Source organism: Ruegeria sp. AL1 (genome assembly GCF_056540905.1).
This window is the reverse complement of record NZ_JBQFXP010000002.1, coordinates 278,419-292,661: the sequence shown is the minus strand read 5'-3', so window position 1 is coordinate 292,661 and position 14,243 is coordinate 278,419. Positions and strand designations below refer to the sequence as shown.

15 protein-coding genes are annotated in these 14,243 nt (G+C 59.2%); 4 read left to right on the top strand and 11 right to left on the bottom strand.

Annotated elements, in window-relative coordinates; genetic code table 11:
- Positions 1-19: 19 nt before the first annotated feature.
- Positions 20-1,033 (bottom strand): nicotinate-nucleotide--dimethylbenzimidazole phosphoribosyltransferase, encoded by a 1,014-nt coding sequence (cobT, locus tag ACRZ9X_RS04570; RefSeq protein WP_480516247.1) that lies wholly within the window; start codon positions 1,031-1,033, stop codon positions 20-22.
- A 79-nt stretch (positions 1,034-1,112) separates the two neighbouring features.
- Here cobT and cobS point away from each other — a divergent pair, with 79 nt between their 5' ends.
- Positions 1,113-1,877 (top strand): adenosylcobinamide-GDP ribazoletransferase, encoded by a 765-nt coding sequence (gene cobS / locus ACRZ9X_RS04565; protein ID WP_480516245.1) that lies wholly within the window; start codon positions 1,113-1,115, stop codon positions 1,875-1,877.
- On the opposite strand, the gene ACRZ9X_RS04560 is transcribed toward cobS, so the two are convergent.
- The 6 genes from ACRZ9X_RS04560 to ACRZ9X_RS04535 all read right to left on the bottom strand — a co-directional run bounded on the left by ACRZ9X_RS04560 (position 1,874) and on the right by ACRZ9X_RS04535 (position 7,722).
- Entirely contained in the window at positions 1,874-2,635 is a 762-nt protein-coding gene (locus tag ACRZ9X_RS04560; RefSeq protein ID WP_480516243.1) for an ion channel, read from the bottom strand. The genes cobS and ACRZ9X_RS04560 overlap by 4 nt on opposite strands.
- A gap of 120 nt (positions 2,636-2,755) precedes the next feature.
- Positions 2,756-3,265: a CarD family transcriptional regulator gene (locus tag ACRZ9X_RS04555; RefSeq protein WP_170572040.1), complete on the bottom strand. Its 510-nt coding sequence runs from the start codon at positions 3,263-3,265 to the stop codon at positions 2,756-2,758.
- Between the two features lie 284 nt (positions 3,266-3,549).
- Complete coding sequence (fdxA, locus tag ACRZ9X_RS04550) at positions 3,550-3,888, bottom strand: ferredoxin FdxA (RefSeq protein ID WP_480516241.1); 339 nt, start codon at positions 3,886-3,888, stop codon at positions 3,550-3,552.
- Positions 3,889-3,954: 66 nt separating this feature from the next.
- On the bottom strand, positions 3,955-4,320 hold the full coding sequence (locus tag ACRZ9X_RS04545; RefSeq protein ID WP_480516239.1) for an RNA-binding S4 domain-containing protein: 366 nt from the start codon (positions 4,318-4,320) through the stop codon (positions 3,955-3,957).
- A gap of 6 nt (positions 4,321-4,326) precedes the next feature.
- Positions 4,327-7,131, bottom strand: a complete 2,805-nt coding sequence (locus ACRZ9X_RS04540; protein WP_480516237.1) for a helicase-related protein — start codon at positions 7,129-7,131, stop codon at positions 4,327-4,329.
- A gap of 21 nt (positions 7,132-7,152) precedes the next feature.
- The gene (locus tag ACRZ9X_RS04535) at positions 7,153-7,722 is read right to left on the bottom strand and encodes a tetratricopeptide repeat protein (protein WP_480516235.1); all 570 of its coding nucleotides are present in this window, start codon (positions 7,720-7,722) and stop codon (positions 7,153-7,155) included.
- Between the two features lie 70 nt (positions 7,723-7,792).
- On the opposite strand from ACRZ9X_RS04535, the gene ACRZ9X_RS04530 reads away from it, so the two are divergent.
- The 3 genes from ACRZ9X_RS04530 to ACRZ9X_RS04520 all read left to right on the top strand — a co-directional run bounded on the left by ACRZ9X_RS04530 (position 7,793) and on the right by ACRZ9X_RS04520 (position 10,963).
- Positions 7,793-8,083 (top strand): SCP2 sterol-binding domain-containing protein, encoded by a 291-nt coding sequence (locus tag ACRZ9X_RS04530; protein WP_480516233.1) that lies wholly within the window; start codon positions 7,793-7,795, stop codon positions 8,081-8,083.
- Entirely contained in the window at positions 8,083-9,060 is a 978-nt protein-coding gene (locus ACRZ9X_RS04525; RefSeq protein ID WP_480516231.1) for an alpha/beta fold hydrolase, read from the top strand. The genes ACRZ9X_RS04530 and ACRZ9X_RS04525 overlap by 1 nt, the downstream gene beginning before the upstream one ends.
- Positions 9,061-9,142: 82 nt before the next feature.
- Positions 9,143-10,963, top strand: coding sequence for a M3 family oligoendopeptidase (locus ACRZ9X_RS04520; RefSeq protein WP_480516229.1), 1,821 nt, complete (start codon positions 9,143-9,145; stop codon positions 10,961-10,963).
- Between the two features lie 8 nt (positions 10,964-10,971).
- Here ACRZ9X_RS04520 and ACRZ9X_RS04515 read toward each other — a convergent pair whose 3' ends face one another.
- The 4 genes from ACRZ9X_RS04515 to rpoH all read right to left on the bottom strand — a co-directional run bounded on the left by ACRZ9X_RS04515 (position 10,972) and on the right by rpoH (position 14,239).
- The gene (locus ACRZ9X_RS04515; RefSeq protein WP_480516227.1) at positions 10,972-11,865 is read right to left on the bottom strand and encodes a DMT family transporter; all 894 of its coding nucleotides are present in this window, start codon (positions 11,863-11,865) and stop codon (positions 10,972-10,974) included.
- Positions 11,866-11,877: 12 nt separating this feature from the next.
- A complete protein-coding gene (locus ACRZ9X_RS04510; RefSeq protein ID WP_480516225.1) occupies positions 11,878-12,147 on the bottom strand; it encodes a DksA/TraR family C4-type zinc finger protein in 270 nt (89 codons plus the stop codon).
- Positions 12,148-12,203: 56 nt separating this feature from the next.
- A complete protein-coding gene (locus ACRZ9X_RS04505) occupies positions 12,204-13,178 on the bottom strand; it encodes a Gfo/Idh/MocA family protein (protein ID WP_480516223.1) in 975 nt (324 codons plus the stop codon).
- A gap of 164 nt (positions 13,179-13,342) precedes the next feature.
- Positions 13,343-14,239 carry an RNA polymerase sigma factor RpoH gene (rpoH, locus tag ACRZ9X_RS04500; protein WP_480516221.1) on the bottom strand — a complete coding sequence of 299 codons (897 nt, stop codon included), beginning with the start codon at positions 14,237-14,239 and terminating at the stop codon, positions 13,343-13,345.
- Positions 14,240-14,243: the final 4 nt, after the last annotated feature.

Here is a 14,243-nt window from a genome sequence, read left to right as displayed (position 1 = left end):
TGGTGGTCAGGCCGCCGCGTTACCCGTCGGAAACGCCCGCTTCGGCAAAGGTCGCCATACCCGAATGGCAGGCCACCGCGCTTCTGAGGATATTGATCGCCAACGCGCCGCCTGACCCTTCCCCCAACCGCAGCCCAAGGTTCAGCAACGGCGCCTTTCCCAATCGGGACAGCATCGCACCATGCGCGCCTTCGGCACTTTGATGGCCCGCAACCGCGTGGTCCAGAGCCGTGTCCGATACCCGTGCCAGACAGGCCGCAGCGGCGGTGCAGATAAAGCCATCCAGAATGACCGGAATCCGCAGGACCCGAGCGGCGGCGATTGCACCCGCCATGGCCGCAATTTCGCGCCCGCCCAAGCAGCGCAAGATGTCCAGCCCGTCATCTGTCTGACCATGCAAAGCGACACCTTCGGCCACGACCCGCGTTTTGTTGGCCAACCCGGCATCATCGACACCGGTGCCCCTGCCCGTCCAATCCGCCGCGTCGCCTCCGAACAGCGCGCAGGCGATGGCGGCGGCGGGTGTCGTGTTGCCGATGCCCATCTCACCGACCACCAGTACATCCGCGTGCGGGTCCACCGCCTGCCACCCGGTGCGCAGAGCACTCAGCACCTCGGCCTCACTCATTGCAGGGCCTTGAGTGAAATCTGCCGTGGGGTTGTCCAGCTCCAGGGCGTGAACATCCATTTTGGCCCCTGCGGCCTTGGCCAACTGGTTGATCGCCGCACCGCCATGTTCGAAATTCATGACCATCTGCACGGTGACTTCCGGCGGGAACGCCGATACGCCCTGCGCGGTCACCCCGTGATTGCCAGCAAACACAATGACCTGAGGCGCGGTGATCTGCGGTTGCGCGTCACCGCGCCAACCCGCGTACCAGATGGCCAGATCCTCGAGCCTGCCCAACGCGCCCGGCGGTTTGGTCAACTGACCGTTGCGCGCGCGCGCGCCTTGATCGGCGACTTGATCGGGGCCGGGCGCATCCGTCAGCGCCGTACGAAGACTGTTCAGGTCGGTGAGTTCGGGCAGCATTCAAAGCCTCGTTGCATCTGAGTGGTCCTGCGTGTTTAACCAATGCTGCCAAAGCAACAAGACCCGGAAAGGCCTGGGAGTGCACAAAAACGACACCACCCCGTTTTCCCTGTGGGATATCCCGCTTGCGCTGGTCTTGCTGACACGTCTGCCGCTGCCGCGCCTGCAAGAGGCCCTGTTTGCCCGCCAGGCCAAGGCGGCCTGGGCCTTTCCCATTGCAGGTCTGATCGTGGCGGCCCTTGCCTGCGGGATTGGCTGGATCGGGCTATGGCTAGGACTTCCCGTTATAGCTGTCGCCATTGGACTGGTGACCATTCTGATTGTCACCACCGGTGCGATGCACGAAGACGGGCTGGCCGATACGGTCGATGGGCTGTGGGGGGGATTTACACCCGAACGGCGGCTTGAGATCATGAAGGACAGCCATATCGGAACCTATGGGGTTCTGTCGCTGATGTTGTCTCAGGCCCTGAGGATCGCCGCCGTGGTCACTTTGCTGGATGCGCGTCTGCTGACGGGTGTCCTCGCGGCCTCCCTTTTCTCTCGCGCCCTTTTGCCGGGACTTATGCTTACGATGAGAAATGCACGGCAATCCGGGCTAAGCCAAAGCGTCGGCACGCCTCCGGCCCTGTCTGTTTTGACCGGTCTGGGGCTTGCCATCGCTCTGTCGGTTTTGCTGTTGGGGTCGGGTGCGATTTTGCCGATGGTTGTTGCCCTGATTGCCGCCGCACTGGTCGGCTCCATTGCCAAATCGAAAATCGGCGGCCAGACAGGAGATATTCTGGGCGCGGCGCAACAGATCTCCGAGATCGCATTCCTGTTGACCCTGATCGCGCTGATCTAGGACAAGCCGCCGGTTTCAATCCGCAGCGTGCCCCCGCAATGCTTGCAATGAACCGCATCCGGGTCATGCCGATACAGCCCGCAACTGGGGCATTTGTGCCGTACCTTCTGAGGCATGAAAATCGCCTGTGCCAAGCGCACGAACAGCGCCACCCCGACCACCATGATAAAGACCGAGAAAATCTTACCCGCAGGTGTCTGCAGCGTAATATCCCCGAACCCCGTCGTGGTCAGCGTCGCCATAGTGAAATAAAGCGCGTCGATATACGGGGTTTGACTGGTATCCGGGATGAAGAACACCAAGACGGCAGTCGATGTCGCGAAGACGAACACCAACAGGTTCACCGCCGCAATCACAGCGTCCTCGTGGGTTCGGAAAAACGGGCTGTCGCGCCGCAGGTCCCGCAGCAACTGGTAGGAGTGGATCAGACGCAAGGCCCGCAGGATTCGAAGAAACGCCAGATTACCGGTCAGAAACGGGTCGAGCAACAGCGTCACGATCACCACGATATCGGCCAGTGTGTAAATTTTACGTAGCAGTTTCCACCGATCTTTCGCGATCCACATGCGGGCAAGAAAATCCAGCAAGATCAACAGCCCGACACCAAGGCTGGCGGCCGTCAGGCCCGGCCCGTGCGGAATGTTTGCGGTGCCGACAAAAAACACGATCGATGCGGTATCAAACAGGATCAAACCATAGCGGAACCAAACAGATACCGGCCCTCTGCCGATATAGAGCGCTTTGACCGTTTTTTTCATGCCGCCCCCGCATGCCGCGTCACATGACGGAAAACTAACGGAAATTCACCGCCAGACCAAGCAAACCGGCACAAAAAAGGCCGCCCCGACAGGGACGGCCAGAAAACGATATCTCGGCGATCAGGCAGCGCGCGAAGTCAGAACCTCGTCCACCTGCTTTGCGGCAGAGATTTCATCTGCGCCCGAAACGGCGGCAACCTCGCGGGTCAGACGTTCCAGCGCGGCTTCGTACAGCTGGCGCTCGGAATAGCTTTGCTCGCGCTGATCGTCGGTGCGGTGCAGGTCGCGCACAACTTCGGCAATCGAAATCAGATCACCCGAGTTGATTTTCTGCTCATATTCCTGCGCCCGACGCGACCACATGGCCCGTTTGACCTTGGCCTTGCCCTTCAGCGTCTTCATCGCCTGGCTGATCACATCCGGCGAGCTGAGCGACCGCAGACCGGATTCAGTCACCTTATTGGTCGGCACACGCAGGGTCATCTTGTCTTTCTCAAACGAGATCACGAACAGCTCGAGTGAAAATCCGGCGACGTCCTGCTCTTCGATCGAGATGATCTGACCCACGCCATGTGCGGGGTAGACAACATAATCGTTGGGGCGGAACTCGAGCTTTTTCGACTTGGACATTCAGGTTCTTCCTTGGTTTCAGACCGGGCCACACACAACAAAACACACCGGCCAGAGCAACAATGCGGCTCTGTCAGGTGGGGATTTTGTCAATAATTCAGTACTCCAAAGCGAGCATACTTGTGGAGTGCATCCCAATCACAGTCATCATTCAGGATATGAGTATATCACAAATTTGCGACACTCAAAAGGCCGACACACCCAAATGCAAGTATTCACATTTGATCCCAGCAACTTATACCTGGTCTCACCTGCATATTACCGGGATTTCAGGGGCGAATCGCTCAGCCGCCTTCGCCCGGCGCTTCGGAGAAATATTTCTCCATTTTGCCCTCTTCCCCGTCGCGTTCTTCGGCTTCGGGGAGCGGATCTTTCTTGGTGACGATCACTGGCCACATTTCCGAATATTTGCGATTGAATTCGACCCACGAATCCATGCCCGGCTCGGTATCCGGGCGGATCGCGTCGGCGGGGCACTCCGGTTCACACACACCGCAGTCGATGCATTCATCCGGATGAATGACCAGCGTGTTCTCACCTTCATAGAAACAGTCCACCGGACATACCTCGACACAGTCGGTGTATTTGCAGCCAATGCAGTTTTCAGTGACAACGTAGGTCATCGTGGGTTTCCTATTTGCGCTTTGAGCGACTAGCTAAATCAGTATCGCCCCTTCTTCAAGGGAAGATCAGCCATCTTGCGTACGAGAAAGATCAAGTGCGCGCCGATCTTTCTTGGTGGGACGACCTTTTCCTTCATAGCCCGGGTTTTTCGACGGCTTGTCCTGTTTTTCGGTCAAATCCGTATACAAAGTTTGTGCCTCGGACGCAGGACCGCGCCGGTCACCCAGTGCTTCGATCCGGACAACACGGACGATGCGACCTTGTGGAAAGGTCAGAACGTCACCGGGAGCCACAACCTGCGCCGGCTTTAGCACCCGGTTTCCATTCAGCCGGACATGGCCGCCACTGACCTGTTTGGCGGACAGGCTGCGGGTCTTGAAGAACCGCGCCTGCCACAACCATTTGTCGATCCGCAGCTTGGCCTCGGCCATCGGCTTTTAGTTGCCGTCCTTCAGACCCATCAGCGCGGCGGCAAACGGGTTGTCGGGATCAATGGCTTTTTCCTTTTTCGGAGGCCGCGACGAGAAGGATTTGGCCCCCTGAGGCTTGCCGCCCTTCTTGCCCTGCGGTTTGCCCTGAGGTTTCCCGCGCGGTTTGCCTTTGCCCTGCCCTTGTTCACGACGCGGACCACGGTTTGGCTGGCGTTGGCGACCCCATGTGAAGGTGTAGAAGACTTCGACCTCGGGTTCATCCGATGCGGGTTCTGCGACAGGAGCCTCGGCTACCGCCTCGGTGCTTTCGGTGGCCTCGGCTGGCGCCTCGGCGGGTGCACTCACCTCTTCGGTCGCAACCGCGTCTGCCGGGGTTTCTTCGACGGCAGGTTGCTCAGGCGCTTCTGCGGCAGACTGTTCTGCAGGCGCTGCCTTGACCTTTTCACGCTCGCCACGCTCGGCTTTGTAGCCCAACCCCTGCATCAGATCAGCGAACTGTTCCAGCGTCATGCCGGTGATCGAGAGCATGTCGGCCTTGGCCTCGAACCCTCCCCGGCTGTCTTCGGCACGCAGCATGTCGGCCAGACGTTCCAGCATGTCGATGCGAATAGACCGCTCGCCCGCATCGCGGTAGCCGCACATGGTGTCGTAACCCTGCGGCGCATCCTTGGCGACGGGCACGGTGACCAGACCCGGGGGAGGCGCTTCGGGGAATTCCTGCAATCCGCTGGACAGCGCCCACAGAACCAGACGCAGACGCGTCGGCGCGGGTTTCAGCAGCAGCGGCATGAAGATGGTGAACTGACCGAACCGAATGCCATGCTTGCGCAGCGCGCCGCGGGCGTCCTGATCCAGATCCTTGACCTCTTGCGCAACCTGCGCGCGGGGCAGCACGCCCAGCGCTTCGACCATGCGGAAGGCAAAGCCTTTGGCGAGGCCTGACAGTTCTTCATCGCGCGACAGGTTCAAAAGCGGCTCGAACAGCGCGGCGACCTTGCGGTCGATGAAATGCTGCAGGCGGCGCTGCACTTTCTGTTCGACGTCCGGGCCTGCGGCCTCATCCACGAACACTTCGACAACCGGTTTCAGAGGCTCCGCGCCCGCAACCAGCTTGCCGACAGCGTATTCGCCCCACATCAGGCCTCCCTGATCGGTGAAATCAATTTCGGTATCGGGCGCGTTGTAGAAACGGTCGGCACGCAGATGGAATTGCGGTGCGAGTGCTTGCAAAGACGCGGATTTCAAGGCTTTCGCCTCGGTCCCTTGCGCGGCTTTGTCCGGGATAAACCGGAACCCTTCCAGACGACCGACGAATTCGCCTTCGACGGTCACTTCACCCTTGTCATTTACTTCGGCCAAAAGGGCCTCCTTCTGTTTGAGCCGGCGCAGCAACACGGATGTGCGCCGGTCCACAAATCGTTGGGTCAAACGGTCATGCAGAGCGTCCGACAGCCTGTCTTCTACAGTGCGCGTTTCCGCGCGCCAATGGGATTCGTCACGCACCCAGCCATTTCGCTGCGCAACATATGTCCAAGTGCGAATGTATGCCAGCCGTTTGGAGAGCGCATCAATATCTCCGTCTGTCCGGTCGATCCGGCGGATTTGCCGCGCCATGAAGTCGTCGGGAATGGACCCGCGTTCGTGCAGGTGGCCATAGATCACCTCAAGCAGGCTGGCATGTTCGGCGTGGCTGATGCCGCGAAAATCAGGGATTCGACATACATCCCACAGCAATCGGACCGATTGCGGGTCGCTGGCGCGGGCGATCACTTCGGTCACTTGCGACAGCGATTTCAGAACGTTCAGGTCATCGGCGGGCCGCGCTTTGACCAGATGTTCGTCGTTCGGGCTGATTTCCAACGAGTCGATCAGCGCCTCGATCGAGCCAAACCGCAAAGCGGCATTCCGCCAGTTCAGCTTTTTCATAGGCTTAAAGCGGCTGTCCATGATCGCCTGAGCCACGCCCTCGTCCAGTGGCGGAGCCTCGCCAGTCACACCAAATGTGCCATCGGACATACCACGCCCGGCGCGCCCGGCGATCTGAGCCAATTCGTTAGGAGCCAAGGGCCGCATCCGCCGCCCGTCGAATTTGGTCAGGGACGAGAACGCCACGTGGTTCACGTCCAGATTGAGCCCCATGCCGATGGCGTCGGTGGCGACCAGATAGTCGACCTCGCCATTCTGATACAAATCCACCTGCGCATTCCGCGTGCGCGGGCTGAGCGCACCCATGACCACCGCCGCCCCGCCCTTTTGGCGACGTAGCAGTTCGGCAATGGCATAAACGTTATCGACCGAGAAGCCGACGATCGCACTGCACGCGGGCATCCGGCTGATCTTCCTGGAGCCCGAATAGACCAGCTGCGACATACGTTCACGCCGGGCGAACTGCGCCTCTGGCACCAGCGCCGCAATAGTTCCGCGCATGGTGTCGGACCCCAGAAACAGGGTCTCGTGCGTGCCACGGGACCGCAGCAGTCGGTCGGTGAACACATGGCCGCGTTCGGGATCGACGCAAAGCTGGATTTCGTCGATGGCCACGAAATCCGCGCCCATACCCTCGGGCATCGCCTCGACCGTGCAGACCCAGTACTGCGTGCGCGGCGGTACGATGCGCTCTTCGCCCGTCACAAGCGCCACGACCGACGGCCCGCGAATGGCAACGATCTTGTCATAGACCTCACGCGCCAGCAGTCGCAACGGCAGACCGATGACACCCGTCCGGTAGCCCAGCATACGTTCAATCGCGTAATGAGTTTTACCTGTGTTGGTCGGGCCAAGTACGGCCACGATTCGGGATGACCCGCTCACCTTTGCCCCCTGCCCCGGTTGTTAAAGGGACGATCCCTGGACCCGAGGCTTCAATCGATTCACGGCCTTGGTTACTTCTTCGTGATGAGGATGTATAGCCAGTGCCCGCTCATATGCATCCATGGCCTGTTGCGGCTTATCCAGAACCTCGAAGATCAGGCCCAGACCGTAGATCGCTTCGTAATTGTTGGGGTTCAGCGTCAGCGCATGTTCCAGGTCCGCAGCCGCCATTCCATACCGGTCGATGCCAAAAAAGGCCGAGGCCCGTACGAACCAGCCTTCGGCAAAGTCCGGGGCGTGGTCCGTCAGCGCCGTCAGATGATCGATGGCCGCTGCCACATCACCATCGTCCAAAGCCTCACGCGCACGCTCCAACAGCAAGTCCGCCGAGGCCGATCCGGACTGCGACCACAACGCCTTGAGCTGACGGTCCAACCCGGCGGCCTGTTCGGGCGAGGCCTGCGCCAGCTTGCCCAGCAGTTCGGATTCGTCACGGGAATCGGCCTGCTGCGCCAGCGAATTGGTGGAATACGTGACTAGCAACACTGTTGCCGCAACGATACCTTTGAGTTTGGTGCTTGCAATGCTCATAACATTGGTCACTGTAGCGCAGCGCCTCAGGATGTCCATTCTCGGCGCACAATTCAAAGTGAGGAAAAGTATGAGCGATACTCTGGAAAAGGCCGCAGCCGCACTGAATGAAAAACTGGCGGATGGCGGCTTCAGCGCGTCGGCAAAATTTGACATCGCAGACCTCGGCTCGATCGTACTGGATGCCAGTGGCGCGCGCGTCAGCGACGAAGATGCCGAAGTGACCATGAGCGCAGATGCCGAGACGTTTGAACAGATCCTCAGCGGTGAATTGAACCCCACGGGCGCGTTCATGTCGGGCAAGCTGACCGTGGATGGCGACATGGGTGTTGCGATGCAACTGGCATCGGCGTTAGCCTGATGACAGCAACGCCGGCCCCCTTTTTCGAAGACGTGGCCGGCGGTCCTGCCGGTGGCACCGCGCATTGGGTGACCACTGCCGACGGGAAACGCATTCGTGTCGGTCATTGGCTGCCCGAGGGTGCGGCAGCCGGCACCGTCATGCTGTTCCCGGGCCGCACGGAATATATCGAGAAATACGGCGATACCGCCCGTGAATTCGTGAATCGCGGCTTTGCTACGCTCGCGATTGACTGGCGCGGACAGGGGCTGGCTGACCGCTTGCTGGATGACCCTCGCGTCGGGCATGTGGACGTGTTTACCGACTATCAGCATGACGTTGCCGCCACGCTGGAGTTGGCGGTCGAACTGAATCTTCCAAAACCGTGGTACGTGATCGGGCATTCCATGGGCGGCGCAATCGGCCTGCGAACCGTTCTTGAGAACGACCAATTCACCGCCTGCGCCTTTACCGGCCCGATGTGGGGGATCTTTTTCACTCCGCTGATGAAGCCGCTCAGCCGGTTGACGGCCTATTGGGGACCCAAGATAGGTCTGGGCGAGAAAACGCCGCCCACGACGTCGCTGGAAAGCTATGTGTCCTCGCAGCCATTCGACGGCAACTTTCTGACCCGCGATCCTGCGATGTACCAGATGATGAAAGACCAGCTGACGGCTCATCCCGAGCTTGCTCTGGGCGCGCCATCCACCATCTGGCTGCGCGAGGCACTGGATGAATGTGCATGGCTGATGGATCAGAACGCCCCGGAAATACCCGCACTGACTTTTCTGGGCAGCCACGAACAGATCGTCGATCGCAAGGCGATCCGCGCACGCATGGCAGACTGGCCCAGCGGCACTCTGGTCGAGATTCCGGACGGCGAACACGAAGTCCTGATGGAAGGCCCGGATGTGCGCGGGCCGGTGTTCGAACAATTGGCGACGCACTTTACCAGCGCCGGAGCAAACGCCTCGTCCTCAATGATCCTGTCGAAGTAAGTCACTCTGTGATCAAAGGCCGCTTGTGATCCCCGCCCCTCGGGCCTAGATGTTTGCCAAAGCAGATTTATCGAGGTGATCCATGCGCGACCTTCCCTTTCCAGTCCGTGACGCAAACGCAGTTGGAGGGGCCGACAACCTTGGCAACCTGCCGGAATGGAATCTCAGCGATCTATATACCTCGGAAGACGCGCCCGAACTGGCGCGCGATCTGGACTGGTTGGAAGGTGAATGTGCATCTTTTGCAGCGGATTATGAGGGCAAGCTGGCGGATCTGGATGCCGCAGGTCTTTTGCGCTGCGTTCATCGCAACGAGAAAATCAACGGCATCGCCGGGCGCATAATGTCTTTTGCCGGTCTACGTTATTATCAGCTGACCACCGATGCGGATCGCGCCAAATTCCTGTCGGACATGCAGGAAAAGATCACGATCTTTACCACGCCTCTGGTGTTTTTCACGCTCGAGATCAACCGGATCGATGATGATGTGCTGAAGTCGCATTTCTCGGCCAATGCCGATCTGGCACGCTATGAGCCTGTGTTCCGCCGTATTCGGGCGATGAAGCCCTATCAACTGTCGGATGAGCTTGAGAAATTCATGCATGATCTGGGCGTTGTCGGGGATGCCTGGGAACGCCTGTTCGACGAAACCATTGCTGGCCTGACCTTTACTGTCGATGGGGAAGAGCTGAACATCGAAGGCACGCTGAACCTGCTGACGGAACAGGACCGCGCCAAGCGCGAAGCTGCCGCGCGTGAGCTGGCAAACGTGTTTCAGGCGAACCTCAAAACCTTTGCCCGCGTTCACAACACACAGGCCAAGGAAAAGGAAATCATTGATCGCTGGCGGAACATGCCGACCGCGCAGACCGGCCGCCACCTGTCTAATGACGTCGAACCCGAAGTGGTCGAGGCCCTGCGCGAGGCGGTCGTTGCCGCCTACCCCAAGCTGAGCCATCGCTACTATGAGTTGAAGCGCAAATGGTTGGGACTGGACGTGATGCAGGTCTGGGACCGCAACGCACCGCTGCCGATGGAAGACACCCGCATCGTCGGTTGGGACGAGGCCGAGAAAACCGTTATGGATGCCTATAACGCCTTTGATCCACGTATGGGTGAGATCGCGTCTCCCTTCTTCTCGAAGGGTTGGATCGATGCAGCAGTCAAACCCGGCAAGGCCCCCGGAGCGTTTGCGCATCCGACCGTCACGGACGTACACCCCTATGTGATGCTCAATTATCTGGGCAAACCGCGCGATGTGATGACGCTGGCGCACGAATTGGGCCACGGTGTGCATCAGGTGCTGGCCGCCGATCAGGGCGAGATGTTGTCGTCTACGCCTCTGACACTCGCCGAAACCGCCAGCGTATTTGGCGAAATGCTGACTTTCCGCAAAATGCTGGATCAGGCCGAAACCCCGGAACAGCGCAAGGTGCTGCTGGCAGGCAAGGTTGAGGATATGATCAACACGGTGGTCCGCCAGATCGCCTTCTACGATTTCGAATGCAAACTCCACGCCGCGCGCCGCGAGGGTGAGCTGACCCCGGATGACATTAACGCCCTTTGGATGAGCGTTCAGGCCGAAAGCCTTGGACCCGCATTCGAGTTCATGGAGGGCTATGAGACCTTCTGGGCCTACATCCCGCATTTCGTCCACTCGCCCTTCTACGTCTACGCCTATGCCTTCGGCGATGGTCTCGTGAATGCGCTCTATTCGGTTTACGAAAGCGGCGCGGACGGATTCGAAGACAAGTATTTCGAGATGCTGCGCGCCGGAGGGTCCAAGCATCACAAGGAACTGCTGGCCCCCTTTGGATTGGACGCCAGTGACCCCGCCTTTTGGAATAAAGGCCTGTCGATGATCTCGGGCTTTATCGATGAATTGGAAGCGATGGAGGGCTGATCCAGCCCCTATTCGTCGGTCTTCTTCAACGTGGTCAGGAAGATGGCTGCAACGATCAGTACTGCGCCAAAAACGGCAAGCGGCGTGATGGTCGCGCCCAGAAACAGAGCCGCGTTGAGGAAGGTGAACACAACCGAAGCCGCAAACATCAGGGTCGCCGTCAGGGTCGAAACCCGCGCGGCGGCCTCGTACCACAGGTAATAGGCCAGCGCGGTCGGCAAGACGCCCAGCAGGATCAGGAAAACAAGATCGTTAGCGGTGGGCATCTGCAGTGAGAAGGCTGCCAACGGCACCAACATCACGCCTGAGCACAGGAAGATGCCGAACAGGAAATTCAGCCGTTCGGCGGTGGTTTGCGACGCCTGCATCGCGCGACTGCTTGAGATCAGAAACACCGCCCAGCTCAGCCCTGCTCCGATCTCCATCAGGTCGCCCAGCAAAGGTTCTCCGCCGCCTTGAAAGTCGCGATAAACAGTCAGAAACACACCAAGGATCGCCAAGATCGTCGCCAGCACATCCCTGCGCGCAACGGTGGTATCCGCAAAGAAATACAGAAAAAGAAGTACGAAGAAAGGGGCGGTGTTCTCCAACACCATGGCGTTGGCTGCACCTGTATGCTCCAACCCTATGTGAAACAGGATGTAATTTATCACGGTCGACAAAACCGCCAGCCGAAAGTTCCAGTCTCCAAACCGGATCGAAACCTGGGCTTTCATCAACCGCAACATGCAATAGATCGCAAGCGCCGCAATGAACAGACGCGACACTGCGATCTGCAACCCGCCCAAATCGCTTGTTAGATAGCGCACGATGACGCTGTGCGTGCCCCACAGAAACGCCGCGAGAAAACCCAGAACCAGACCGCTCTGAAACCAAGACGATCTTTGCGATGTGTCTTGCACCGGCGCCTCGCGCTATTTGAGCTGACTGTCTTTAGACCCGCGCCGGTTGATCCCACCACGTGCCTTGAAGCTGCTGTCGCGGTCCTGCTGGCAATCCAGACACAGCTTGACCCCCGGCAGCGCGATGCGGCGTTTTTCGGGGATGGGTTCTTCGCATTCAGCACAATGGGTCAGGCTTTCACCCACAGGACGCTTTTGCGCCTGCATCCGTGCCAGTTCATCCGAAATCGACGCTTCGATCTGTTCACTCACCGCGCCGTCGCGCGCCCAGCCGCCCGCCATTGCATCCTCCTGATCTGGTCAAACCAGATTAATCAAGCTGCCCTGCCCGTGACAAGTTACAAGGGCGCAGCACCCTCGAACACGCGGTCAATCACCTCTTGGGTGCCACGTGCGAATTCAAGCGGACAGGGATACTCGGCCCCTTCGCGCACGGTACGTCCAAAGGCTTCGACCTGCAGCTTGTACTGATCGTCGCCAGGAAAGCGAGTGACCTGGAGTTCCAGACCCGGGCGGTGCAGCTCAACCCGTGCCTCACCAAAGAGGCGCGCGTTGAACGGTGCCGTCAGGCGGATAACACCGCCTTCGCCGTGAAACTCCATTTCCTGATGCGGGTGCATTCGGGTCGAGACGTATGCCGAATAGGTGAAATCGGGAAACCGCGCCCGAATCTCGGTGAAGACATCCACGTCATTCTCCCACCGGATTGCGCTGGTGACCGAAGCGGGCTCCTGCCCCGATGCGAACCGGGCGCTGCCGATCACATACACTCCGATATCGCGCAGTCCGCCGCCGCCGGTTTCCGGACGGTTGCGGATGTTGCCTGTATCCGCACGGTTGTCATAACTGAACACGCCGGTCACATGCACCAGTTTGCCGATCGCCCCGTCGGTAATCAGTTTGCGTGCCAGTTGCCATTGCGGGTGATGGACAATCATATAGGCCTCAGCTGCCAGCAGGCCGGTCTGATCCCGTTTCGCGATCAGCTGATCGAACTCTTCCGCCTTCATTGTCATCGGTTTTTCGCACAGCACATGCTTGCCCGCGTCCAACGCCTTCAGGCTCCATTCCACATGAAGATGGTTGGGCAGCGGGATATAGACCGCGTCGATTGCCGGGTCCGCCAACAACGCGTCATAGCTGCTATAAACATTCAAATCCGGGCAAAACTGCTGAAACGGTTCGGCCTTGACCGGGTCGGATGTGGCCAGCCCGGCCAAACGCGCGCCATGAGCCGCGTGAATAGCAGGCGCCATCTGTTCGCGCGCGAATTTCGAGGCCCCAAGAATACCCCATTGAACCGGTTTTTGCATGATCGTCCCTCTGTCGTGCGCGCGTCGCGCGTCGTTAGCGCTATCGAATTTCAGGTCTTTTACCAACAGCGGGCCCGTCTGTCATGCCTGTCACGCTCACCTATACGCGAGAAAACCGGCCTGACGGGAATCAGACCGGCTTAATGATTAAGAAAACGGGTCAATCAGGCCGAGCCCAGCATCCCCTTTTCACGCGCCAGTTCGCGCATTTTCTTTTGCAGTTTTTCAAAGGCGCGCACTTCAATCTGACGAATCCGCTCGCGGCTGACATTGTACTGCGTGCTCAGGTCTTCCAGCGTGACGACCTGATCCATCAGACGGCGTTGGGTCAGAATGTCTTTTTCACGATCATTCAGAACGTCCAACGCGGCAGCCAGCAACTCGCGACGGGCATCCAGTTCGTCCCGCGCCTCATAATCACCCGCCTGGTCGGCATCTTCATCCTCAAGCCAATCCTGCCACTGCATGGTGCCTTCGCCCTCGGACCCGACGGTCGCGTTCAGCGAGGCATCGCCGCCGGACATGCGGCGGTTCATGCTAATGACTTCCTCTTCGGTGACGCCGAGATCATTGGCGATCCTGGCGACGTTATCGGGATGCAGATCGCCCTCTTCCAACGCGCCGATGCGCGCCTTGGCCTTGCGCAGGTTGAAAAACAGCTTTTTCTGCGCCGAGGTCGTGCCCAGTTTCACCAGCGACCAAGACCGCAGGATGTATTCCTGGATCGAAGCGCGAATCCACCACATCGCGTAGGTCGCAAGGCGGAAACCCTTTTCCGGATCGAACCGTTTAACCGCCTGCATCAGGCCCACATTGGCCTCCGAAATCACCTCGGCCTGCGGCAAGCCATAGCCGCGATAACCCATGGCGATCTTGGCTGCGAGACGCAGGTGCGATGTGACCATCTTATGCGCGGCCTCTGTATCCTGTTCTTCGACCCAGCGTTTGGCCAGCATGTACTCTTCTTCCGGCTCCAGCAGAGGAAACTTGCGAATCTCCTGCATATAGCGGTTCAGTCCACCTTCGGGTGTCGGCGCGGGAAGATTTTTGTAATTTGCCATTTAA